The 21,637-nt window shown below is 64.1% G+C and carries 21 protein-coding genes; 9 read left to right on the top strand and 12 right to left on the bottom strand.

Annotated elements, in window-relative coordinates:
• Positions 1 to 197: 197 nt before the first annotated feature.
• Complete coding sequence (locus tag ANI01nite_RS12935; protein ID WP_141358453.1) at positions 198 to 1,166, bottom strand: SDR family NAD(P)-dependent oxidoreductase; 969 nt, start codon at positions 1,164 to 1,166, stop codon at positions 198 to 200.
• A gap of 219 nt (positions 1,167 to 1,385) precedes the next feature.
• On the opposite strand from ANI01nite_RS12935, the gene ANI01nite_RS12930 reads away from it, so the two are divergent.
• On the top strand, positions 1,386 to 1,967 hold the full coding sequence (locus tag ANI01nite_RS12930) for a DnaJ family domain-containing protein (protein WP_141358451.1): 582 nt from the start codon (positions 1,386 to 1,388) through the stop codon (positions 1,965 to 1,967).
• Positions 1,968 to 2,028: 61 nt separating this feature from the next.
• Here the strand turns inward: ANI01nite_RS12930 and rpsN are convergent, their stop codons facing one another.
• The 8 genes from rpsN to ANI01nite_RS12890 all read right to left on the bottom strand — a co-directional run bounded on the left by rpsN (position 2,029) and on the right by ANI01nite_RS12890 (position 8,112).
• Entirely contained in the window at positions 2,029 to 2,334 is a 306-nt protein-coding gene (gene rpsN, locus ANI01nite_RS12925) for a 30S ribosomal protein S14 (RefSeq protein ID WP_038990287.1), read from the bottom strand.
• Positions 2,335 to 2,337: 3 nt separating this feature from the next.
• Positions 2,338 to 2,508, bottom strand: coding sequence for a 50S ribosomal protein L33 (gene rpmG, locus ANI01nite_RS12920; RefSeq protein WP_013349910.1), 171 nt, complete (start codon positions 2,506 to 2,508; stop codon positions 2,338 to 2,340).
• A gap of 2 nt (positions 2,509 to 2,510) precedes the next feature.
• On the bottom strand, positions 2,511 to 2,747 hold the full coding sequence (gene rpmB / locus ANI01nite_RS12915) for a 50S ribosomal protein L28 (protein WP_013349911.1): 237 nt from the start codon (positions 2,745 to 2,747) through the stop codon (positions 2,511 to 2,513).
• Positions 2,748 to 3,075: 328 nt separating this feature from the next.
• On the bottom strand, positions 3,076 to 3,576 hold the full coding sequence (locus ANI01nite_RS12910; protein ID WP_141358449.1) for a MarR family winged helix-turn-helix transcriptional regulator: 501 nt from the start codon (positions 3,574 to 3,576) through the stop codon (positions 3,076 to 3,078).
• Between the two features lie 341 nt (positions 3,577 to 3,917).
• On the bottom strand, positions 3,918 to 4,715 hold the full coding sequence (locus tag ANI01nite_RS12905; protein ID WP_038990285.1) for an ABC transporter permease: 798 nt from the start codon (positions 4,713 to 4,715) through the stop codon (positions 3,918 to 3,920).
• 1 nt (position 4,716) lies between these two features.
• Positions 4,717 to 5,640 (bottom strand): ABC transporter permease, encoded by a 924-nt coding sequence (locus ANI01nite_RS12900; protein ID WP_052253594.1) that lies wholly within the window; start codon positions 5,638 to 5,640, stop codon positions 4,717 to 4,719.
• Entirely contained in the window at positions 5,637 to 6,770 is a 1,134-nt protein-coding gene (locus ANI01nite_RS12895) for an ABC transporter ATP-binding protein (protein ID WP_141358447.1), read from the bottom strand. The genes ANI01nite_RS12900 and ANI01nite_RS12895 overlap by 4 nt, the downstream gene beginning before the upstream one ends.
• 118 nt (positions 6,771 to 6,888) lie before the next feature.
• A complete protein-coding gene (locus ANI01nite_RS12890) occupies positions 6,889 to 8,112 on the bottom strand; it encodes an ABC transporter substrate-binding protein (RefSeq protein WP_141358445.1) in 1,224 nt (407 codons plus the stop codon).
• Positions 8,113 to 8,322: 210 nt separating this feature from the next.
• Here ANI01nite_RS12890 and ANI01nite_RS12885 point away from each other — a divergent pair, with 210 nt between their 5' ends.
• The 4 genes from ANI01nite_RS12885 (at position 8,323) to ANI01nite_RS12870 (ending at position 13,385) form a co-directional block, all read left to right on the top strand.
• The gene (locus tag ANI01nite_RS12885; protein WP_066141175.1) at positions 8,323 to 8,790 is read left to right on the top strand and encodes an Lrp/AsnC family transcriptional regulator; all 468 of its coding nucleotides are present in this window, start codon (positions 8,323 to 8,325) and stop codon (positions 8,788 to 8,790) included.
• Positions 8,787 to 10,166: an aspartate aminotransferase family protein gene (locus ANI01nite_RS12880; RefSeq protein ID WP_141358443.1), complete on the top strand. Its 1,380-nt coding sequence runs from the start codon at positions 8,787 to 8,789 to the stop codon at positions 10,164 to 10,166. The genes ANI01nite_RS12885 and ANI01nite_RS12880 overlap by 4 nt, the downstream gene beginning before the upstream one ends.
• Positions 10,167 to 10,323: 157 nt before the next feature.
• On the top strand, positions 10,324 to 11,382 hold the full coding sequence (locus ANI01nite_RS12875; protein ID WP_038990281.1) for an ImmA/IrrE family metallo-endopeptidase: 1,059 nt from the start codon (positions 10,324 to 10,326) through the stop codon (positions 11,380 to 11,382).
• An 80-nt stretch (positions 11,383 to 11,462) separates the two neighbouring features.
• The gene (locus tag ANI01nite_RS12870; RefSeq protein WP_141358441.1) at positions 11,463 to 13,385 is read left to right on the top strand and encodes an acyl-CoA dehydrogenase family protein; all 1,923 of its coding nucleotides are present in this window, start codon (positions 11,463 to 11,465) and stop codon (positions 13,383 to 13,385) included.
• On the opposite strand, the gene ANI01nite_RS12865 is transcribed toward ANI01nite_RS12870, so the two are convergent.
• The 3 genes from ANI01nite_RS12865 to ANI01nite_RS12860 all read right to left on the bottom strand — a co-directional run bounded on the left by ANI01nite_RS12865 (position 13,382) and on the right by ANI01nite_RS12860 (position 16,725).
• The gene (locus tag ANI01nite_RS12865; RefSeq protein ID WP_255314537.1) at positions 13,382 to 14,635 is read right to left on the bottom strand and encodes an HNH endonuclease signature motif containing protein; all 1,254 of its coding nucleotides are present in this window, start codon (positions 14,633 to 14,635) and stop codon (positions 13,382 to 13,384) included. The two genes, ANI01nite_RS12870 and ANI01nite_RS12865, sit on opposite strands and share 4 nt — an antisense overlap.
• 66 nt (positions 14,636 to 14,701) lie before the next feature.
• Positions 14,702 to 15,136, bottom strand: coding sequence for a hypothetical protein (locus ANI01nite_RS17035; protein WP_255314536.1), 435 nt, complete (start codon positions 15,134 to 15,136; stop codon positions 14,702 to 14,704).
• A 62-nt stretch (positions 15,137 to 15,198) separates the two neighbouring features.
• The gene (locus tag ANI01nite_RS12860; protein WP_121867224.1) at positions 15,199 to 16,725 is read right to left on the bottom strand and encodes a PucR family transcriptional regulator; all 1,527 of its coding nucleotides are present in this window, start codon (positions 16,723 to 16,725) and stop codon (positions 15,199 to 15,201) included.
• 111 nt (positions 16,726 to 16,836) lie between these two features.
• On the opposite strand from ANI01nite_RS12860, the gene ANI01nite_RS12855 reads away from it, so the two are divergent.
• The 4 genes from ANI01nite_RS12855 to ANI01nite_RS12840 are packed head-to-tail and all read left to right on the top strand — an operon-like array spanning position 16,837 to position 21,604.
• Positions 16,837 to 18,339 (top strand): CoA-acylating methylmalonate-semialdehyde dehydrogenase, encoded by a 1,503-nt coding sequence (locus ANI01nite_RS12855; RefSeq protein ID WP_066141190.1) that lies wholly within the window; start codon positions 16,837 to 16,839, stop codon positions 18,337 to 18,339.
• Between the two features lie 5 nt (positions 18,340 to 18,344).
• Entirely contained in the window at positions 18,345 to 19,709 is a 1,365-nt protein-coding gene (locus ANI01nite_RS12850; RefSeq protein ID WP_141358439.1) for an aspartate aminotransferase family protein, read from the top strand.
• A 60-nt stretch (positions 19,710 to 19,769) separates the two neighbouring features.
• Positions 19,770 to 21,128, top strand: coding sequence for an FAD-binding oxidoreductase (locus tag ANI01nite_RS12845; RefSeq protein ID WP_141358437.1), 1,359 nt, complete (start codon positions 19,770 to 19,772; stop codon positions 21,126 to 21,128).
• 38 nt (positions 21,129 to 21,166) lie between these two features.
• Complete coding sequence (locus ANI01nite_RS12840; protein WP_141358435.1) at positions 21,167 to 21,604, top strand: hypothetical protein; 438 nt, start codon at positions 21,167 to 21,169, stop codon at positions 21,602 to 21,604.
• The last annotated feature ends 33 nt before the right edge of the window (positions 21,605 to 21,637 follow it).

Below are 21,637 nucleotides of genomic sequence, written 5' to 3'. Positions count from 1 at the left end.
AGTTCGCTACGGTTCATAGCCAATGTATGGTCCTCCTGGACTAGTGATCCAAGACCCTCTTCCGGGCCCGGACGCCGCGCGGTCGCACGGACTTATCAAGAGTTGAACTTACCAGCTGGCGGCGACAAAAAGTGCATCATCATGCGGATTCTGCTGAATTTTTAGCCAAATCAAAGGTGTGAAAGTTCACCCGGGACCTACAGCGCGAACGGATCGAGTCCCTCATTTGCCTTCACGAACAGCTCCCAGGCTTTGCCTTGCAGCTCTTTGCCGCGGGTCGCTTTCGCCGGGCTGGCCAGTACCGTTGGGCCCTTCGTCAGGAATTTCGGCCCCAGGTAGCAGCCTCGTGGCGCGGCATCCAATTCAGGTGCCAAGGCCGCTTCGACCAAGGCCACCGCTCCTTCGTGTTTGCCCTGCGCGAAACCAGCCTGCAATTGGCCGATCAGCCGCTTGGCGTAGTCCGGCTCATTGATGCTGGGCACCTGCGGGGACAGCCCGGAGAGCGCATATCCCGGATGGATCGCCAGCGCACGAGCCGGCAGTTCCAGCTGGCGCAGCCGGTGGTCCAGGGCCAGGGTGAACGCCTGCACTGCCGCCTTGGACTGCACATAGGCGCGGTAGGGATGGTAATCGCGGGCCAAGGCCAGATTCTGCGGATCGGTGGCCAGCATACGTGTGGACATCGACCCCAGGCCGATGAACCGCATCGGCTGGCTGAAGCGGTCGGCGAGTTCGCCGGCCAATCGTGCGTGTCCGATGAAGTTGGTGCTCATAGTGAGCTCATAACCGAGCAGGCCCCCTTGGCGTTCCCGCGGCGCCCGGATGATCCCGGCGTTGGCGATCAGCGCGTCCAGTGGCCGATTGCGCAGCTCTGCCGCCAGCCCCATGGCAGATTCAATGCGTGAGGAGTCGTACTGCATGAATTCGACACGGGCCTCCGGCACGCGCCGCCGGATCTGCCCCATCGCATGTTCTGCGCGGCTCTGGTTGCGGCAGGCAAGAATGACCTGAGCACCGGCCTGCGTCAAGCCGAGGCTGGCGAAGAAGCCGAGGCCGCTATTCGCGCCGGTCACTACGACGGTCTTGCCGTGACCCAGTGTCGCCCACCGCTTCCGGTTCGCGTAGATGTCGGCTGCGGGTTGCGGGTAGGGGGTCGCTGGCTTCATGGTTACACGCTACTACAGGGCGGGCCCTCGAATGCCGGTGGGACATGGCAATTGAGCCAAACCCGCAGACACCTCGCAGCAGCACGTGGTGCCCATGATCTTCGGCGATCCACGCGGACCCGCGGGGATTGATTTTATTCGCCCAGCTCCTGCGTGGATTGCTCTGGAAAGCCTGCACGCGCATTGCCGGGTTCCAGCCCGCGGTGGGATCATTGGAAGATGGAGCATAACGAGGATGCCGCGCTGAATGCGGCCCGGTACAAGATGAAGCAGGACAGCGAGCCGCTGCCCGTGGATGAGTATGCGCAGGCCACCGGGATGGCTCCCGTTGAGAAGCAGAAGACTCCCCTGCAGCTGCATGCCGAGGACGAAGCCTGGGAGGTGGCCAACTCGGTGCTCGATGAGGCCTTCGCCCGCGGCGACTTCGACAATCTGGCTCTCGCCGGACAGAAGATCGACCACATCACCAGCAACGATGATCCCGACTGGTGGCTGAAGTCGATGATGCGCCGCGAGCAGCTCACCGGTCTAGGACCACCTGCGCTGACCTTGCGGGTTGAAGATGAGCAGATGGAGCAAACTCTGGACCGCTTGCCCACCGAGCGTGCCGTGCGGGAGCATATCGAGGATTTCAACGCCCGCATCATTGAGGCACGGCGCCAGCTGCTGGGCGGACCCCCGGTGATCACCGCGTTGCGCGATTCCACTGCCGAGGTGCTTGGCTGGCAACAGCGCCGCGCGGAGAAACCGTCGCCAGCGGAAGAGAATGCACCGCCAAAACGCCGGTGGTGGAGGCGTTAAATGGCGAAGCCGCCCTCCCGAAACGGGAAGGCGGCTTGCTAAGTCAAAAGACTTGCAGGTCTTACCAGGAAGACTTGGTGATGCCCGGAAGCTCACCACGGTGTGCCATGTCGCGGAAGCGAACACGGGAGATGCCGAACTTCTGGAAGGTACCGCGTGGGCGACCGTCGATGGCGTCGCGGTTTCGGACGCGCACTGGCGAAGCGTTGCGTGGAAGCTTCTGCAGGCCTACGCGTGCAGCTTCACGAGCTTCGTCGGTTGCGTTTGGATCAACCAGGGTCTTCTTCAGTTCGAGGCGCTTTGCAGCGTAACGCTCGACAATGACCTTGCGCTGTTCGTTCTTTGCGATCTTGGACTTCTTGGCCATGTCTTAGCGCTCCTCTCGGAATTCTACGTGCTTGCGGACTACCGGGTCGTACTTCTTCATGACCATGCGGTCAGGGTTGTTACGACGGTTCTTACGGGTTACGTAAGTGAAACCGGTTCCAGCGGTGGACTTCAGCTTGATGATCGGACGTACGTCCTTATCCTTCTTTGCCATGTTTAGAGCTTCACACCCTTCGCAATCAGGTCAGCAATAACAGCGTCGATACCGCGAGCATCGATTACCTTGATGCCCTTGACCGACAGGGTCAGGGTCACCTTACGGCGCAGCGAAGGCACGTAGTAGGTCTTCTTCTGGATGTTCGGATCGAAACGACGCTTGTTGCGACGGTGCGAGTGGGAGATGCTATGTCCGAAGGCCGGAGTAGTACCGGTTACCTGGCAAACAGCTGCCATGATCACTCCTCAGTTAGTTAGTAGTAAAATTCGGCGGTACTCGCGCACAGTGCCCATACCTAAATATCGACACGGCTTGATGCGTTATGAGTCCCGCCAACCAGTGAAACACCGTTAATACTGCACACTAGGAAGGTAACCAGGCTGGGTGAGAACCAACCGAAGAGCCTTAAAGTATGTAAGTCGGTGAACTTCGCAACCGGTCGAGCAATTTCCCCGTACTCAGTTGGCCACGATATTCGGTATTACGGGCAACGCGCCGTTGTTCTGCCGTTAGACGGCATAGCAACACACGCGATTAACGCCTGATTAGCTTATCGAGAATTTCTCAGTGTTCCAAATCGGAAGTCTCCGCGTTCAGGATCCAATGATCGGCATCGAGCGATGTCGTGATCTTGCGCGTGATCCGCGTGAGATCTTTAACATCCTTGTCATCAAGGGTATCGAAGAGCAGCCCGCGCACCGAGGCGACGTGATGAGGCGCCATGTGCTGCACAGCTTCCCACCCTTCTTGCGTTAATGAGGCGATTTTCACACGGGCATCTTCTGGGGACTGCTCGCGGATCACCCAGCCGCGCTTCTCCAGCTTCTTCACCACATGCGACAGCCGCGACAGCGAGGCGCTGGTATGCGAGGCCAGTGTCGTCATCGTCAGCTGGTGGTCCTTGGCCTCGGAGAGCATGGCGAGCATGTGATAGTCGAAGAGCGTGATGCCGTCCAGGCTCTGCAGATCGGAATCCAGGGCAGCCGGCAGCAAAGTCATGACTGCATGCAGTCCAAGCCAGGCGTCGCGTTCAGGCTGGGAGAGCCAAACTGGCTTATCACTCATGAAGTTTCCAATCGTTTCGAGAACTGCAATTATCGGGTTGGGAATGTATCAAACAGTAGGGTACGTACTGTAAAGCTAAGTATTTACTATATGTCAGATGCCCATAATTCAGCTCTGTACCAACATTTCCATCCGCTAGCCATCCTAATGGGCTCTCGTCTCGGGCGCTTCCCGCTGGCACGCTTCCTGCGTTGAAGCGGAAGAACTGCCACCGGCCTAAGCGCTTGGCCCGGTCCGTACCAGAATCCTTAATGCCCTCATGAATTTGGCGGACCGGCACGCAGGGCATGCCAAAGGCCCGCGCTTCTGGAGCACGGTCCATTGGCACGACCTCGGGGCAGCTAGGAATTTTCCAGCTGCTTCTTCTTGCGGTAGCTGATTACCTGCCCGATGACCACCACCAGCAGGGCGAGGATGAACATCGCCGAGCCAATGACATTCGCCTGGGCCGGAATGCCTCGGGTCGCTGCCACATAGATGAATTTCGGGAAGGTCTGGAAGGTGCCGGAGTTGAAGTTCGTGATGATGAAATCGTCGAAGCTCATCGCGAAGGACAACAGCGCGGCGGCCACGATGCCCGGCAGCAGCAGCGGGAAGGTGACCTTCCAGAAAGCCGTGCGCGGCGAGGCATAGAGATCGGCGGCCGCTTCCTCCAGTCGCGGGTCCAGCGAGGAAACCCGCGCCCTGACCGTGACGATCACGAAGGACATGCAGAACACGATGTGGGCGATCACGATGGTGGTGTAGCCCAGTTCCCAACCGAGGTTCAGGAACTGCGCCAGCAGCGACGCGCCGAGCACCACTTCCGGCGTCGCCAGCGGCAGGATGATCAGCACGTCGGTGAGCTTGCGGAAACGGAACTTATAGCGGACCAGGCCGATGGCGATCAGCGTGCCCAGGGCGGTGGCGACGATGGTGGCCACCGTGCCGACCTGCAACGAGTGAACCAGCGACTCGCACACTGCCGGAGCGCCGCAGGGGTTCTGCCAATTCGACAGGGTGAAGCCGCGCCATTCCAGGTTGGTGCGGCCTGCATCGTTGAAGGAGAACACGAAGATGTAGGCGATCGGGACCAGGAGGTAGATGAAGGCTAGCCCGCCGACGGCGGGAATGAACCAGCGTCCGATTTTCTGCTTCATGCTACATCAGCTCCTCGGTGCCGAAGCGGCGGATATAGATCGTGACCAGGATCAGGATCGAGACCATCAGCACGAAGCTCAGGGCCGAGGCGCCCGGGTAATCAATGACCTTGAAGAACCTGGAGTCGATGACCTGGCCGATCATCGTCGTATTGCGGTTATTGCCCAGCAGGGCCGCGTTGACGTAGTCGCCGGCGGCCGGGATGAACGTCAGCAGGGTGCCGGCGAAGACGCCAGGGGCGCTCATTGGCAGGGTCACCTTGAAGAACGAGGTCATCGGGCTGGCGTACAGGTCCCCCGAGGCTTCGAGCAGCCGGGTGTCCAGCCTGCCCAGGTTCGCGTAGATCGGCAGCACCATGAAGGGCAGGAAGTTATAGGTCAGGCCGGCAACCACCGCGATCGGCGTGGCGGTCAGGTGCCCGTCGGCCGGCAGGATCGCGAGGAACTTCAGTGTCTGCGCGATGAACCCCTCGTCGGCCAGGATCTGCTTCCAGGCCTGGGTGCGCAGGATGAAGCTGGAGAAGAACGGGGCGATCAGCAGCACCAGCAAGATGCCCTGCAGCAGCGATTTCTCGCGCAGGCGGACCGCCACCAGGTAGGCCATCGGGAAGCCGATGAGCAGGGCCAGCACGGTGGCGATCAGCGCGAAGCCGAAGGAGCGCAGCAGCTCGGGCCAGTAGGCGGCGAGTACCGTGGCGTAGTTGCCGATTTCGAAGCCCGGCACGAACTCGCCGATTTCCGCGCCTTCGGGCTTCACATACAGGCTCATCGCCAGCAGCACGAGAACCGGAAGCGCGAAGAACAGGGCGAGCACCAGCATGCCAGGCGCGATCAGGTAGACGCCGGTGCGCCCCTTGCGCCGTTCCGCCCGGATCTCCTCGCGGCTGCGCAGGTCTGCGATCCCCTTCCTAGTCATCAGCGTCATGTCTGGTCCACCCCCGCGTCCTCATGCTCGGCGCCGGCCAGGCCGAAGGAGTGCTGCGCCTCCCAGGACAGGTGCACGGTGTCGCCCTCGGCGGCCTGCTGCTGGCCGCGGTTCTGCGCGAAGGTCCCGATGGTGCCGATCCCGTCCACCTCGACCAGGTATTCGGTGGTGGTGCCGGTGAAGGACACGTCGATCACGGTGCCTGTCAGGCGGTTCTCCCCCGCAAACCCCTCGCGCGAGATTGAGATCTTCTCCGGGCGCACGCCGACGACCACTTCGCCCGAAGTCTGCACCGCGCGGTCAGCCGGCAGCAGGATTCTCTGCCCATTGACCAGGACGCTGAGAATCCCTGCCTCCTGGCCCGTGACCGTGCCGCGCATCAGGTTGGACTTGCCCAGGAAGTTCGCGACGAACGCGGTCTTGGGCAGTTCGTACAATTCGCGCGGCGGACCCATCTGCTCGATCCGCCCGCCATTCATCACCGCGACCACGTCGGCCATGGTCATGGCCTCTTCCTGGTCGTGGGTGACGTGGATGAAGGTCAGGCCCACCTCGGTCTGGATGTTCTTCAGCTCCAGCTGCATCTGCCGGCGCAGCTTCATGTCCAGCGCACCGAGCGGCTCATCGAGCAGCAGCACCTGCGGGCGGTTGACCAGCGCGCGGGCCAGGGCCACACGCTGCTGCTGGCCGCCGGAGAGCTGGATCGGCTTGCGGTTTGCAAGATGCCCCAGCTCCACCAGCTCTAGACCGGCCTTCGCCTTGTCCATAGCCTGCTTGTCCTTCTTGCGCTTGAGCCCGAAGGCCACGTTCTCCAGCACGCTCATGTGCGGGAACAGCGCATAGGACTGGAACACGGTATTCACCGGACGCTGGTGGCTGGCCAACCCGGTCACGTCCTGCCCGCCGATCGAAATGCTGCCCTCGCTGGGAGCTTCCAGGCCGGCGATCATGCGCAGGGTGGTCGACTTGCCGCAGCCCGACGGACCGAGCAGGGCGAAGAAGGTGCCCGATGGAACCACCAGGTCGAGCTCCTTGACCGCCACGAAGCTGGAAAAGCGCTTGGTGATGCCCGACAGGTGCAGGTCCGCACCGGTGGCAGTGGTTTCAGTACGCGGTGCCAAGATTGTCATGCCCCTATCACTTCCTGGAACTGGTTCTGGTCAACGGTTGGCGCCGAACGGCGAGGCGCCTGGACTGCGCCTCTGCGCGTGCAGATGTCGGCTCGTTGTCTCATGGAATTCCCCGCTTCTAGGCGCCGATGGCACTCTGGAATTCAGAGTTCAACGTGGTCTCTTCATCCGCCTCCAGCGAGCGGAAGACGTGCGCCTTGGCCAGATCGGCGTCGGTCGGGAAGATCAGCGGGTTGCTGACCAGTTCCGGGTCGATCTTCTCCATTTCTTCCTTGGCGCCGACCACCGGGCAGATGTAGTTCACGTAGGCTGCGACCTCCGCGGCCACGGCCGGGTCATAGTAGAAGTCCATGAGCTTCTCGGCGTTGGCCTTGCGCGGCGACGCGACCGGAACCATCAGGTTGTCGCTCCACAGGGTGCCGCCTGCTTCGGGGAGCACGAACTCCCACTGGTCGTCGTTCTCGAAGTTCATCTGCACGATGTCCCCGGACCAGACAATGCCGGCGATCGCATCGCCGGAAACGAAGTCCTCCTTGTAGGAGTTGCCCTTGACCTGGCGGATCTGGCCGTTGTCGATGTTCTCGCGCAGCACGTCGGTCGCGGCGCCGAATTCGCTTTCGCCCCACTGGCCGGCGATGTCCACGCCGTTCTGCATCATCAGCAGGCCGATGGTGTCGCGCATTTCGTCGAGCACGGTGACACGGCCCTTGAGCTTCGGATCCCAGAGGTCCTCGACGGACTTCAGGCCCTTCGGGAACGCCTTCTTGTTCCAGGCGATGCCGGCATATCCGGACTGCCAGGTCAGCGAGTGCTTGCGCCCCGGGTCGAAGTCGACTTCCTTCAGGCTCGGCAGCAGGTTGGCGGAGTTGGGGATGTTCGCCAGGTCCAGTTCCTGGACGTAGCCCTGGCGGATGATGCGCCCGGCCATCCAGTCGGTCAGCGTGACGATGTCCTGGCCGATGTCCTGCCCGGCCCTGAGCTGGCCCTGCACCTTGCCGTAGTAGGTGTCGTTGCCGTCGATGTCCTCGCGGTAGTTCACCGCGATGCCGGTCTTCTTGGTGAAGGCATCGAGGGTCGGATAGGTCTTCTTCTCATCGTCGTAATCCAGGTACAGGGTCCAGTTAGCCCAGTTGACCGTCGGATCGGTTTCGGAAATGTCCTTGATCGACGGGGCTGCTTGCGTGCTGCTGCCACCGGTGCCGCAGGCCGCGAGCAGCCCGGTCAGGCCCAGGGCGCCGGCGACGGAAAGCACCGAGCGGCGGGAGTAGCTGCGCTGGCTCATGGCCTGGACGAGTGCGCGGATCTGCGGGTCTTGCGGAAGTCGGCGTTGCGAGTGCGACATGGCTGGAGTCCTAACGACGAATGTGATCGGCCACACATGAGAGTGTTGACGTTCATCCTGCCAGCAATACGCAGGTGCAACAAGACCTGAACGCAAGTTTCCTTGTAAAAATTGCGTTACTAAAACTGAAATCTTTCGAAAATACCCCTTTCGCAACTGATTCAGTGAAGGTAGGGTCTGTGGAAAGTCCCTTAGACCTAGGAGGTCGATATGACGCTGCCCTCGCATACAGCGCAGGCCATTGATGAAATTTCCAAAGAGATCATCGAGCAGCTGCAGGAGGATGGCCGGCGCTCCTATGCCGCCATCGGCAAGGCAGTCGGCCTGAGCGAAGCGGCTGTACGCCAGCGCGTGCAGAAGCTGGTCGAGAGCCGCGTCGTGCAAATCGTCGCAGTCACCAATCCGCTGGAATTGGGCTTCACCCGCCAGGCCATGATCGGCATCGTCGCCGCCAATGACATCAGCGGCACCGCCGACCGGATCGCCGAATTGCCGGAGGTCGACTACTGCGTGGTCACTGCCGGCAGCTCGGACATCCTCGCCGAGGTCATCTGCTCGAACGATGAAGACCTGCTGCGCGTGATCGGAACGATCCGCGGGCTCGAAGGCGTGGTCAGCACCAATACGTACACCTATCTTTCACTCAAAAAACAGGAATACAACTGGGGAACACGATGAACACACCACGTGGTACCGATCGCCAGCAGGCCGCTCGCGATCACCTATGGATGCATATGGCCCGGCACTCCGGAATTTCCAACGGTGCGCAGGTGCCGATCATCTCGCGCGGCGAGGGGCACAAGATCTACGACGATGCCGGTCGCGAATACTTCGACGGCCTGGCAGGGCTGTTCGTGGTCAACGCCGGGCACGGCCGCGCCGATTTGGCCGAGGCCATGGCCAAGCAGGCCGAGAAGCTGGCCTTCATGCCATTGTGGTCCTACGCCCATGAGCCGGCGATCGACCTGGCCGAACGCCTGGCCAGCTATGCGCCGGGCGATCTGAACCGCGTCTTCTTCACCACCGGCGGCGGCGAAGCTGTCGAATCCGCCTTCAAGCTGGCCAAGCAGCATTTCAAGATGAAGGGCAAGCCGGGCAAGACCAAGGTCATTTCCCGCGCTCTGGCCTACCACGGCACCCCGCAAGGCGCGTTGGCCATCACCTCGCTGCCGGATATGAAGACCCCGTTCGAACCGCTGGTGCCCGGCACCTTCCGCGTGCCGAACACGAACTTCTACCGCGCCCCGGAGGTGTTCGCCGACAACGAGAAGGACTTCGGGCTGTGGGCCGCAGAGCGTATTCGCGAAGCCATCGAGTTCGAAGGCCCCGACACCGTGGCAGCGGTGTTCCTGGAACCGGTGCAGAACTCCGGTGGCTGCTTCCCGCCGCCTCCTGGATACTTCGACCGGGTGCGCGAAATCTGCGACGAGCACGACGTGCTGCTGGTCTCCGATGAGACCATCTGCGCCTTCGGCCGCATCGGCTCCATGTTCGCCTGCAATGACTTCGGCTACGTCCCGGACATCATCACCTCGGCCAAGGCGCTGACCAGCGGCTATGCCCCGCTGGGCGTAATGGTCGTTTCCGACAAGCTGTTCGAGCCGTTCACCAAGGGCGACACCACGTTCTACCACGGCTACACCTTCGGCGGGCATCCGGTGGCCGCGGCGGTGGCGATGGCGAATCTGGACATCTTCGAACGCGAGGGCCTGAACGAGAACGTCAAGAACAATGCCGACGCGTTCAAGTCCACGCTCTCCAAGCTCACCGACCTGGATATCGTCGGCGATGTGCGCGGTGCCGGGTACTTCTACGGAATCGAGCTGGTCAAGGACAAGGCGACCAAGGAAACCTTCAACGACGCCGAGTCCGAACGCCTGCTGCGCGGGTACCTGACCCCGGCACTATGGGAGGCCGGACTGTACTGCCGCGCCGACGACCGCGGCGACCCGGTCATCCAACTGGCTCCGCCGATCACCATCGGGCAGCCGGAGTTCGACCAGATCGAATCCATCCTGCGCACCGTGCTGCAGGAAGCGGCCAGCAGGATCTAGGTGCGACAAGGCCCGCAGGTATCGCCTGCGGGCCTTTTGCACTAGTCAGAGCGTGTTACTTCACGAAGCTACGCCCAATTGGTACTTTGTGGCATAGGCCACTAGTCTGAGGTCATTAGACGATTAAGATCGCCTTTTGGAAGATTGCAGGAACCTCATGACTTTGGAACCGACCAGAATCAGGCTGGCACGCGAACGTGCGGCGCTGAGCCGGTCCGCCTTGGCCGCCTCGCTGGGCATTTGCGAGCGCGAACTAGCTCGTGCTCCCGAGGATCTTTCCCTTGCGCTGGCCGATGCGCTGGACTGCGCGCCGCAGTACTTCCGGCTTCCCGCCACCCGGGGCATCGACACCGAACGGATCTTCTTCCGCTCCCCTCGCCGCACCAGCACCGCGCAGAAGGTGGCAGCCGCCGCCCTGGGCCGCAACGGCGTGGAGCTCTACCACCTGATCACGCGGAACTTCCGGCTCCCGCAAACCGAGATCCCCGAGCTGTGCGGCTTCACCCCGGAAGATGCGGCAGCGCAGCTGCGCACCGAATGGGATCTGGGCTGCGGCGCGCTGCCCGATCTGCTGCACCTGCTCGAATCCCACGGGGTGCGGGTGCTGAGCCTGCCTGCCTCGCTGGACGCGGTCAAGACCTTCAGCTTCTGGGAAGACGGACAGGCCTTCATCTTCCTGGCCGCCGGCAGCCGCAATGCGCAACGCCTGGACATGGCCCACGAGCTGGGGCATCTGCTGATGCACTCCTCGCTGGGCGAGAACCGCGAGCAGATGGCCACCGCCGAGCGCGAGGCCGATGAATTCGCCGCACGCCTGCTGCTGCCCTCCTTGTCCCTGCAGGTCAGGGTTTCGGACTCGCTGCAGATCCCGCAGCTGCTGGTTCTCGAAGAGCACTTCGGGGCACCTGCCACGGCGATCCTGGCCCACGCCCGGGCCTGCGGCCTGCTGGGCGACGGCACCTACCGCTGGCTGTCCCAGGAGCTGGCTCTGGAACCGGCCGCAGGGCACCAGCAACTCGTCTCCCGGGTGTTCTCGCTGGTCTTCCCCTCGCTGCAGCTCGATCATCGGGCCAGCACCGCACGGATCGCCCGCGAATTGGGGCAGACCGCAGCGCAGATCCATGAGCTCACCTTCGGGCAGGCCTACGTGGTGCTCGACGGCGGGAACCTGCATCAAGCCGGCGAGGGAATCCGCGGCCACCTGCGCGCGCTCTAGCAACCCCGCGGATTCGGGGCTACGCTGGTGCCACCAGGCGATGGCGCCGCGGCCGATCGCCGAGCCAAAAGGGGATCGCCATGCAAGCCAACGCCGACACGTCCCGGCAAATCGCCGAGGAATCCCGCGAGCAGTTCAACCGCCCCAGCTTCGCCAAGGGCCTGTACATGGGGGCCGTGGACTTCTCGCTGATCGAACCGCTGCCGGGAGCCGTGCACCCGGAACGCGGCCAGGCCTTCCTGCCGCAGCTCGAAGCGGTGCTCGATTCCATCGACCCGGAACGCATCGAAGCCGAGGCACGCATCCCCGATGAGTACATTGCCCAGCTGCGCCGCATCGGCGCCTTCGGCATGAAGATCCCGATTGAATACGGCGGGCTGGGGCTGAGCCTGCTGGACTACGGCCGGGCACTCATGCGGGTCGGCGTGGTGTGCCCCGCGCTCGGCGCGCTGCTTTCGGCCCATCAGTCCATTGGCGTCCCCGAGCCGGTGAAGTCCTTCGGCACCGAGGAGCAAAAACGCGAATACCTGCCGCGCTGCGCGGCCGGAGCAATCAGCGCCTTCCTGCTCACCGAGAATGATGTCGGTTCGGACCCTGCCCGGTTGGGCACCAAGGCCCGGCTCAGCGACGACGGCACCCACTATCTCCTGGACGGCGCAAAGCTGTGGACCACCAACGGGGTGGTCGCCGAGCTGCTGGTGGTGATGGCCGCGGTGCAGCCGCACGAGGCCGCGGGTGAAGAGCCGGCGGGCCGCGGAGGAATCACCGCCTTCATCGTCGAGGCTGATACCGAGGGCATCGTCGTGGAGAACCGCAACCAGTTCATGGGCCTGCGCGGCATCGAGAACGGGGTGACACGCTTCCGCGAGGTGCGCGTCCCGGTGGCCAACCGGCTGGGCAAGGAAGGCTCGGGACTGAAGATCGCGCTGAGCACCTTGAATACCGGGCGCCTGTCCATTCCGGCGATGTGCGCCGGGGCCGGCAAATGGTCCACAAAGATTGCCCGCGAATGGTCCGCGGCGCGAGTGCAGTGGGGCAAGCCGGTCGGCAAGCACCAGGCCGTCGCCGGCAAGCTCGCCTACATTGCTGCCAGCAGCTATGCGCTGGAAGCGGTTTTCGAGGTTTCGGCCCGGCTGGCCGATGCCGGCACGAAGGATATCCGCATCGAAGCGGCCCTGGCCAAGCTCTGGGCTTCGGAGGTCGCGTGCACGATCGCCGATGAGCTGTTGCAGATCCGTGGCGGCCGCGGCTTCGAGACCGCCCGGTCCCAAGCGGCGCGCGGCGAGCGGGCGGTGCCGGTGGAGCAGCTGTTGCGCGATCTGCGGATCAACCGCATCTTCGAGGGCTCCACCGAAATCATGCACCTGCTGATTGCCCGCGAGGCGGTGGATACCCACCTGCAGGCCGCGGGAGACCTGGCTCGTGCCGGGGCGAGCATAGAGGAAAAGGCTCGGGCCGCGGCATCCGCGTCGGGATTCTATGCCCGTTGGCTGCCCAAGCTCGCCGTGGGCGCAGGCTCGGTGCCGACGTCCTATTCCGGGCATGGCCCCTTGGCGAAGCATCTGCGCTATGTGGAACGGACCTCGCGCCGGCTCGCTCGGCAGACGTTCGCCGGCATGGCACGCTGGCAGGCAGGCATGGAAAAGCAGCAGGTTTTCCTCGGCCATATCGTGGATATCGGCGCGGAGCTGTTCGCCATGTCCGCCGTGATTGCCAAGACCACCGCGCTGCCGCAGTCTCCTGCTGCACAGCGCGACTCGGCGCAGCGCCTTGCCCTGGCCTTCTGCGAGCAAGCTGCGCAACGCTGCGAGATGCACTTCGAGAAGCTCTGGAACAACACGACGCATTCCGACGGGCAGCTCGCCGCCGACCTGCTGGACGGCAAGTTCCAGTGGCTGGAAGAAGGGGTCCGCGATGCCTCTGAAGGCACCGGTATCTGGATCGCCCAGTGGTCCGATGAGGTTGGCGAGGATGTGCGCTGGCCGTATGGGAAGGAGTCTTAAGGCTCGGCGATTTCGACGTCCAGCAATCCCGCACGCCACCGCGCAGTGGTCTCCTCCGCCAACGCCTCAGCCTCCAACGCCTCGGCCGGAGTCATGAAATACGTATTGATCCGCAATTTCTGCTCCGGATCCAACTCCGGCGGCAGCAGCACCATCGGCCGGCTGCCAGGGATTTTCACCGCTTGGAACAACCCGCAATGCCTGGCCGTATGGTGAATCAAGCAATTCAACACCGCAGACTTGATATCAGTGCGCCCGCCCTTCTCCCACGGATCCAGATGATCCGCTTCGCATCTTTGTGCAGGCATGCTGCACCCAGGATACGAACACCCCCGATAGGCTGCCCGCAAAGCACGCACCTGCGCCTTGGAAAACAACCGCTGTGTCCGCCCCAGATCCAACGGCAGGCTCTTGCCGTTGAGCACCACCGGCAAAATCCCCGCAGTGCACAACGCTGTCCTGGCCTCGCCCGGGGAGAGCAGGATCCCCGAGGAAGTCACCGCGAAATCCTCCATTTTCCGTTGCAGCTTCTCCCAATCAAGAATGATGCTCACCTGCGAGCTGGCCAGCCCGGCCTGCTGGTCCGGCGGGCTGCCATTCGGTTTCCGTTCGCTCATCAGCAAAGCCATGAAACCGACAAGCCGCCGCCGCTCGGGTTTCAGCTCTTCCCATTCACCGCTTGCCGGCTCCGGTTCGGAACTATCACCTTCTGGTTGGTGGTCCTCGTCTTCGCCTTCTGGCCGATGATCGTCCGCCTGGGAATGGGGATCCTCTGCGTCTGGATTGAGTCCTTCTTCCGGCGGGTCATCCTCGATGTCCTCGACGTCCTCGTCACCGGGTCTGCCTTTCGCCCAGTCGGGCTTGCTGCCCTCATCATCCCAGCCATTGGTGTCCTCACCGGTGAACTGGGCATCCACGTCTTTCAAGCCCTGCCGGTTGCCGGCAACCGTGGAAGGATTATCCAGATTCGCGAAATACGCATCGATGTATGCGGATTGCGAAGGAAGAACACGGACGAGGTATTCCACCAGGCCTTTGCGCATGCCTCGCTTGAAGATCCCGATCCCGTCCAGCAAGGCCTTGAGCGGGCGCTTGCCGGCCTTGACCTGCGCGACCAGGTCGTTGATGTGCTTGCGCGCCGATTTCGGCTCCGACCGCAGGAACGCCGCGGACTCGGCCTGCAGCTGCTGCTTCTTCGCTTCGGCCGCTTTGCCTTCGCCCAGGTCCTTGCGCACCGAATGCAGCTTCATGGCCGCCGAGGCGACCAGCCGCGGATCAATGTTCGGGTCCTCGAACTGCACGGCAAGTTCCGGCAGTCATGGTTCGGTTGGTTGTCCTGCTTCGTCTACGCCGCCGAGCAGGCAGTCGGCCTGCACCAGCCGGGCGGCCGCCGTGCTGCGCGGGATATCCAGCCAGCCGGTCATCAGCCCTTTGGCATCCTTGAAATGCGTGCGCCCCGTGGTGGTGCGCCCCTTCGCCGCTTCGATCTCTTCGATGGTGGGGTCGGGTCCGAGATCGGTGATGGCCTGGAAGGATTCCTGGTCGAGCTTGTGCGCACCGGTACTCCGCAGGGCGGCAGCCGAGTGGACCTGGGTGCGGGTGAGTTCTTGGGCCATGTCTTCGGTGAGCAGCGCGAAATAGGCGGCCTGGCCGGCGGTGAGTTCGCCTTTGGCCAGGCGCCGGGTCGCTGAAGCGAGCAACGCTTTGGCGTTGGCCAGGTCCTTCAGTGCTTGCGCGATGTCTCTGCTCATGGAAACCAGCTTGCGCCCGAAACGCCATGCCGCTGGTACGCCGGGGCGGAATGTGGAAAACCTCAGCCGTGCATGCGGTACCAGAGCAGCGCGACCTGCAGCGAGGCCCGGGATTCGGCGGAGTCCAGCTGCACCCCCAGCTTTGCTTCGAGCTTGGCCAGCCGGGAATACAGGGTCGGCCGCGAAAGGTAGCCGGCCTTGGCCAGTGCGGTCTTGTTCCCGCCGTGGGCCAGATAGAGATCGAGCAGGTCGAGTCCCTGGTGATCGACCGGGTTGAGCAGGCCGGCGAGCTCGGCTTGCGCGAAGGAACGCATCCGCGGGTCGCCGCCCATGGCCGAAAGCACCCCGCGCAGGCGCAGGTCGGCGAAGCGGTAATAGGGCTGGGCGCGGGTGGGCAAGTGCGGGACGATCTGCGCGACGTGCGCGGCCTCTTCCAGCCCGGCGATGCTGGTGGCCAGCGTGCCTTCGGGGCCCACCCCGATGGCCACCGGGGCGGTGAGCTGCTCGGCCAGCCGCCGGGTGAAGCCCTGCAGGGTGGAGTCCACCAGTTCGCGGGCGCGCAGCGGCAGGATCAGCCCCAGATACCCGGGCTTGAGCGAGCCGGCCAGGATGCCCAGGTGCTGGGCGTCGGCAAGCTGGTCGAGCACTTCGAGCAGGGCGCGGTCGGCCAGCTGGGTTTCGGTGGGCGTGCCGGATCCGGCCAGCGAGATGACCACCGGGACGTAGTAGGGGGCGGCGGCCAGGCCCAGGGCCTGGGTGCGGATGGCGATGTCCTTGTCGCTGTAGCTGTGCCCCGACTGCAGTTCGTGCAGCGTGGAGGTTCGGGCCTGGTAGAGCAGTTCGCGCTGGTCGCGGCCGGAAAGCCGGGCGATGGTCAGCGCCTGGCCGGCACGTTCCAGGACCAGGGCGGCGCGGTCGTCGTCATCCAGCACGGCCGGGACGATCAGCCGGCCCCACCTGCTGCGCACCGCCCCGACCGGGGTCTGCAGCCAGTTCTCGGCGCCGGTGGCGCGCCCGGTGTGCTCCAGGTAGCCGACGAAACGGGAGCGGGTGATCCAGTCTTCCAGTTGCGCGCCGGACTCGGCGAGCACATGGTGGCGGACATCTTCGAGCACCACGGGAGCCGAGAGCAGCTGCGCGGTGCGGGCCACGATCTGCGCCTCGTCGGCCTCGGTCAGCGAGAGCCCGGTGTAGATTTCGTGCACCGTGCGGGAGAACTGCACGGCCTCGAGCTGCTCGGCCACGAGCTTCTGGTGGATGACCTCGGTGATCGACACGAAGCGGGTGGTGGTGCGCAGGGCGATGACCGGCAGGCCTAGGTCGGCGACATCCAGCTCGGCGCCCGACAAGTCCTCGATGATCACCCCGACCGCTCCGGCCTCGCGCAGCGCGGTGATGAAGGCGCGCACATCGCTCACGTTGCGCAGGGTGGTGAGGATCAGCTCGCGGCCCAGCAACAGGTCGATGTTCTCGGTGGATTCGGTGACGTGCACCCAGCGCAGCTGCGCGTCCATCCCGGCGGCGCAGAGCACCTGGGGGTCGGCGGCCTGCACCACCGGCAGGTGCAGCACGTCGTTCACCGTCAGCATTTTTTACACTCCGTCATCGATAGTGCTTAAATCATGACACAGTGATGGTGTTGCCCCTCACATCCATGACCCATGATGAATGCAGGCACCCAACTTCGAAAGGCCGATACGATGACCGCAACGCTGACCGATACCCTGCAGCACTGGATCAACAACACCAGCTACTCCGCCGATGACCGCACCGGCAAGGTCTACAACCCCGCCACCGGCGAGGTCTCCCGCCACGTGGCGCTGGCCTCCAAGGCCACCACCGAGCACGCGATTGCCGCCGCCGCGGACGCCTTCCCGGGCTGGCGCGACACCTCGCTGGCCCGCCGCACCGCGATCATGTTCAACTTCCGCCAGCTGCTGGCCGAGCGCAAGGGCGAGCTGGCGGCGATCATCACCGCCGAGCACGGCAAGGTGCTGGATGACGCGCTGGGCGAGGTAGCCCGCGGCCTGGAGGTCGTCGAGCTGTGCTGCAACGCCCCTTACCTGCTCAAGGGCGAGTTCTCGCAGAACGCCTCCACCGGCATCGACGTGCAGTCCCTGCGCCAGCCGGTCGGCGTCTCGGCCATCATCTCCCCCTTCAACTTCCCGGCCATGGTGCCGCTGTGGTTCTTCCCGGTGGCCATTGCCGCGGGCAACACCGTGGTGCTCAAGCCATCGGAGAAGGACCCGTCGGCCGCCAACTGGCTGGCCGAGCTGTTCACCGAGGCCGGTCTGCCCGAGGGCGTGCTGAACGTGGTGCACGGCGACAAGGAAGCGGTGGACACGCTGCTGACCGATCCGCGGGTGAACTCGGTGTCCTTCGTGGGCTCCACCCCGATCGCGCAGTACGTCTACTCCACCGGAACCGCCCACAACAAGCGGGTGCAGGCCTTCGGCGGCGCGAAGAACCACATGCTGGTGCTGCCGGATGCCGACCTGGACCTGGCCGCCGACATGGCGGTCAACGCGGGCTTCGGCGCGGCCGGCGAGCGCTGCATGGCGATCTCCGTGGTCGTCGCGCTCGACACCATCGCCGATGAGCTGGTAGCCAAGATCGCCGAACGCGCCAAGACGCTGCGCGTGGGCGATGGCACCCGCGGCTGCGACATGGGCCCGCTGATCACCGGCGAGCACAAGGCGAAGGTGGCCGGCTACATCGATGCAGGCGTCGCTGCCGGCGCCGAGCTGGTGCTCGATGGCCGCACCGGCACGGTGGACGCCGATGGCGAGGGCTTCTTCCTGCACCCGACGATGTTCGACAAGGTCGGCACGGACATGTCCATCTACACCGAGGAGATCTTCGGCCCGGTGCTCTCGGTGGTCCGCGTGGACAGCTTCAACGAGGGCATCGAGCTGATCAACTCCTCGCCGTACGGCAACGGCACCGCGATCTTCACCAATGACGGCGGCGCGGCCCGCCGCTTCGAGGACGAGATCCAGGTGGGCATGGTCGGGGTCAACGTGCCGATCCCGGTCCCCGTGGGCTACCACTCCTTCGGCGGCTGGAAGGCCTCGCTGTTCGGCGACCAGCACGCCTACGGCCCGGAGGGCTTCAAGTTCTTCACCCGCAACAAGGTGATCACCAAGCGCTGGCTCGACCCGAGCCACGGCGGCATCAACCTCGGCTTCCCGCAGAACGACTAGGACCCATGACTACCGAAATCAGCGACATCACCAGCGACCAGATCGCTGCAGGCCAGCGCGCCTACGAGCTGGACCGCGAGCACGTCTTCCACTCCTGGCAGGCCCAGGGTCCGTTCACCCCGATGACGATCCTCAAGACCGAGGGCTCGTACGTGTGGGACGGGGAGGGCAACAAGCTCATCGACCTCTCCAGCCAGCTGGTGAACACGAACATCGGCCACCAGCACCCGAAGGTCATCGCCGCGATCCAGGAGCAGGCGGGCAGGATCGCCACGATCGCCCCGCAGCATGTGAACGACGCGCGCTCCGAGGCGGCCAGGCTGATCGCCCAGCACACCCCGGGGCAGCTGGACAAGATCTTCTTCACCAACGGCGGGGCGGATGCGGTGGAGCATGCGGTGCGCATGGCGCGGCTGCACACCGGCAGGCACAAGGTGCTCTCCGCGTACCGCTCATACCACGGCGGCACCCACCTGGCGGTGAACATCACCGGCGACCCGCGGCGCTTCGCCTCGGACCATGGCGCGGACGGCATCGTGCACTTCTTCCCGGCCTACCCGTACCGCTCCTACTTCGGGTCGGCAACGGAGGCCGAGGAGACCGAGCGCGCGCTGAAGCACCTGGAAGACACGATCATCCTGGAGGGCCCGTCGAACATCGCCGCGCTGATCCTGGAGTCCATCCCGGGCACCGCAGGCATCTACCTGCCGCCGGCCGGCTACATGGCCGGGGTGCGCGAGCTGACCCGCAAGTACGGCATCGTGCACATCGCCGACGAGGTCATGGCCGGCTTCGGCCGCTCGGGCGAATGGTTCGCGGTCAACCACTGGGACATCGTTCCGGATCTGCTCACCTTCGCCAAGGGCGTGAACTCCGGCTACGTGCCGCTGGGCGGCGTGGCGATCAGCCCGGAAATCTTCGAGACCTTCCGCGAGCGGGCCTACCCGGGCGGGCTGACCTACTCGGGCCACCCGCTGGCCTGCGCGGCCGCGGTCGCCACCATCACCGCGATGGAGGATGAGGGCATGGTGGAAAACGCCAAGCGCCTGGGAGAAGAGATCATCGGGCCGCGCCTGGCGCAGTTCGCCGCCGAGCATCCTTCCGTGGGCGAAGTGCGCGGAACCGGCGTGTTCTGGGCGATCGAGCTGGTGAAGAACCGGGAGACCCGCGAGCCGCTGGCCGCCTACGGAGGCAGCAGCCCGGAGATGAACCAGGTGGTTGCCGCCGCGAAGGCTGCAGGGCTGCTGCCCTTCGCGAACTTCAACCGGCTGCACGTGGTGCCTGCGATGAACATCGAGGACTCGGTGCTCATCGAGGCGCTGGATCGCCTCGAGCAGGCCCTGGACGTCGCCGACACGTTCGTTCAATAGCACCTGACTGGCAGGACAGCACAGCTGTCCTGCCAGTTGCGCATTATCAAGGAGATCGAGATGACCACCCTCGCAACGAGTCCCGTGCTTGACGCCCATCCCCGGGCCTCGATCGATGAGCAGGATCGCAGGCAGGCCAGCGTGGATCGCTCGGGCTATGTGCCCGAAACCTATGCCGACGGGGTGATCTTCGCGCAGGACATCGACGATGTGGTGCTCGCGATGAAGCTCGCCCATGAGCATGGGGCCATAATCGTGCCGCGCGGGGCAGGTACCGGGCTGGCGGCAGGTTCCAGCGCGCAGGCTGGGCAGATCGTGCTCGATCTGTCCCGGATGGACAAGATCCTTCAGATTGATCCGGTGGAAGCCACCGCAGTGGTTCAGCCCGGGGTGATCAATGCGGCGGTGAACCATGCGGCCGGCGAGCATGGGCTGTTCTATGCACCAGATCCGGCCAGCACCGCGATCTGCTCCATCGGCGGGAATATCGCCACCAACGCCGGGGGCATGTGGTGCGCCAAGTACGGGGTGACCCGCGAGTCGGTGCTCAGCTTGCTGGTGGTGCTGCCCGACGGGCAGCTGCTGCGCACCGGGCGGCGGACCATCAAGGGCGTGGCCGGCTACGACATGAATGCGCTGATGATCGGTTCGGAAGGCACGCTGGGCATCGTGGTCGAGGCGCTGCTGCGGCTGCGCCCCAAGCCCAAGCATACTTCCACCCTGGTCGCCTATTTCCCCGATGAAAATGCCGCGGCAAAGGCCGCCTCGGCGGTGATCGCCGAACGGCTGACTCCCTCGGTGCTGGAGCTGATGTGCGGCAAGACCTTGAAGGCGGTGGATGCGACGCTGGGAACGGATCACCAGTCGCGCGGCGGCGCCTTGCTGCTCGCGCAGACCGATGGCTACGGCGCGCACCTGGAAATGCAGGCGCTGCAGGAGGCGATTGCCCCGCTGGCCGGGCATATCGAGATTGCCCGCGATGAGGCACAAGCCCAAGCGCTTATCGAAGCGAGGCGCCAGGCCATCCCGAGCATGGAGCTGCTGGGCACCGCCTCGATCTGCGATATCGGCGTGCCGCGGCACCGCTTGGCCGAGGCGTTCGCCGGCCTGCAGCGCATCGAGGACGAGCGCGGAGTTTCGATCTTCACCATTGCCCATGCCGCCGACGGCAACCTGCATCCGATCATCGTGGTGCCCGAAGGACAGTCGATTACCAGTGGCGCGCCGAAAGCCGCGCTGGGCGACATGTTCCACCTTGCCCAGTTGCTGGGCGGCACGCTGACTGGCGAGCACGGCATCGGCCTGCTCAAGCAGGATTGGCTGGCCGAGGAGCTGGGCGAGACCTCGCTGGCATTGCAACGACGGCTGCGCGCGGTGTTCGATCCGCGGGGCATCTTGAACCCGGGGAAGGCGATCTGACTCTGGAAGTCAGGCGCTGACGTGGGTAGGGTAAGTACATGGATGAGTATCTACCAGTAGCCTTCGGTCTTCCGCTCATGTCCGTGGCGTTGTCCGTGGTCCTCCTGCTGATCGCGGTGCCCCTGGCAATCCACGCACTGATCCGCCGGAGGGCGTTCGCCGGCTTGCGTGACGGGGAGCAGACCTATGCCCGGCGCTCGTCCATTCGCACCGAGTTCATTTCAGCCGGACTTGCAGCAGTCGCTACAGCCGTCTTCCTGGTCATGGGGATCACCGGCTACAGCACCGCGATGAGCAATCTCGAAGCAAATATCCACAAGGAATACTCGCCGACCAAGCTGGATATCAAGTATTGGAACGGGTCGTGGGCCACTGCGGACATCACCCTCCCCGATGGCACCAGCTACGAGGACGCCCAGATCTCCATGCAGGCCGAATACCGCCCGCTCGTCGAGCCCAAGATGACGAAGGATTAGCTGGCAGAGAACTGCGAACCCGGATCTGACTTC

This window comes from Glutamicibacter nicotianae (assembly GCF_006539525.1).
In the GTDB taxonomy this organism is placed as follows: Bacteria; Actinomycetota; Actinomycetes; order Actinomycetales; family Micrococcaceae; genus Glutamicibacter; species Glutamicibacter nicotianae.
This window is presented reverse-complemented; position numbering and strand designations above follow the sequence as displayed.